Below are 2043 nucleotides of genomic sequence, written 5' to 3'. Positions count from 1 at the left end.
CTAAACCAGTTAACTTAACGTCTCGTTTTAAGGTGTTTTAAAATACTTTACTTTAAATAGAAAAAAACGTTGACATCAAAACTCGGAAGCGTATTATACGCCTCCTGCTTCGGGGCAACAGCAACGAGCAACACTGATTAACCATACGGTTTTCAGTTCCAGGTGAAGAGCGAATGCGACTCTCATCTACGTTTCAATTGAAACGTTTTCTTTAACAATTAGTTATCATGCAATTTGTGTGAGCACTCACATTAATGTTGTTTTACATAGTTTTCCTTCGGGAGAACAAAAACGCTTAATGAATGATGTTCATGCAAATAAATATAGTTACTTAACTTCGGTTAGGTAGCGACAATGTAATGCGATATCAGTTTCGATTGGTATCACGACAGAATTCATTGAGCAGTAACACATCACTTGTGATGAGGTTACACAAACGATTTTTAATTGAAGAGTTTGATCATGGCTCAGATTGAACGCTGGCGGCAGGCTTAACACATGCAAGTCGAGCGGTAACAGAGATAGCTTGCTATCTGCTGACGAGCGGCGGACGGGTGAGTAATGCTTGGGAATATGCCTTATGGTGGGGGACAACAGTTGGAAACGACTGCTAATACCGCATAACGTCTACGGACCAAAGGGGGGGATCTTCGGACCTCTCGCCATTTGATTAGCCCAAGTGAGATTAGCTAGTTGGTAAGGTAAAGGCTTACCAAGGCGACGATCTCTAGCTGGTTTGAGAGGATGATCAGCCACACTGGGACTGAGACACGGCCCAGACTCCTACGGGAGGCAGCAGTGGGGAATATTGCACAATGGGCGAAAGCCTGATGCAGCCATGCCGCGTGTGTGAAGAAGGCCTTCGGGTTGTAAAGCACTTTCAGTTGTGAGGAAAGGGTTGTAGTTAATAGCTGCAATCTGTGACGTTAACAACAGAAGAAGCACCGGCTAACTTCGTGCCAGCAGCCGCGGTAATACGAGGGGTGCAAGCGTTAATCGGAATTACTGGGCGTAAAGCGTTCGTAGGCGGTCTATTAAGCAAGATGTGAAAGCCCAGGGCTCAACCTTGGAACTGCATTTTGAACTGGTAGACTAGAGTACTGTAGAGGGTGGTGGAATTTCCAGTGTAGCGGTGAAATGCGTAGAGATTGGAAGGAACATCAGTGGCGAAGGCGGCCACCTGGACAGATACTGACGCTGAGGAACGAAAGCGTGGGGAGCGAACAGGATTAGATACCCTGGTAGTCCACGCCGTAAACGATGTCAACTAGCCGTTTGTGTCCTTGAGACGTGAGTGGCGCAGCTAACGCACTAAGTTGACCGCCTGGGGAGTACGGCCGCAAGGTTAAAACTCAAATGAATTGACGGGGGCCCGCACAAGCGGTGGAGCATGTGGTTTAATTCGATGCAACGCGAAGAACCTTACCATCCCTTGACATCCAGAGAAGAGACTAGAGATAGACTTGTGCCTTCGGGAACTCTGTGACAGGTGCTGCATGGCTGTCGTCAGCTCGTGTTGTGAAATGTTGGGTTAAGTCCCGCAACGAGCGCAACCCCTATCCTTATTTGCCAGCGCGTTATGGCGGGAACTCTAAGGAGACTGCCGGTGATAAACCGGAGGAAGGTGGGGACGACGTCAAGTCATCATGGCCCTTACGGGATGGGCTACACACGTGCTACAATGGCAGGTACAGAGGGCAGCAATACCGCGAGGTGGAGCGAATCCCACAAAGCTTGTCGTAGTCCGGATTGGAGTCTGCAACTCGACTCCATGAAGTCGGAATCGCTAGTAATCGTAGATCAGAATGCTACGGTGAATACGTTCCCGGGCCTTGTACACACCGCCCGTCACACCATGGGAGTGGGATGCAAAAGAAGTGGCTAGTTTAACCTTTCGGGGAGGACGGTCACCACTTTGTGTTTCATGACTGGGGTGAAGTCGTAACAAGGTAACCCTAGGGGAACCTGGGGTTGGATCACCTCCTTATCTTGAAGTAAAATTACTTAATGGAATCCTCGGATTCACGAGTGTTCACACAAATT

Annotated in this window: 1 rRNA gene; it reads left to right on the top strand. The window is 48.4% G+C overall.

Annotated elements, in window-relative coordinates:
• Positions 1-444: 444 nt before the first annotated feature.
• A 16S ribosomal RNA gene (locus GAB14E_RS04795) occupies positions 445-1987 on the top strand.
• Positions 1988-2043 lie beyond the last annotated feature (56 nt).

This window comes from Colwellia psychrerythraea, assembly GCF_000764185.1.
Lineage (GTDB): Bacteria > Pseudomonadota > Gammaproteobacteria > Enterobacterales > Alteromonadaceae > Colwellia > Colwellia psychrerythraea_B.
Note: the sequence above shows the minus strand (reverse complement) of the source record. Positions and strands in the feature narration are given on the sequence as shown.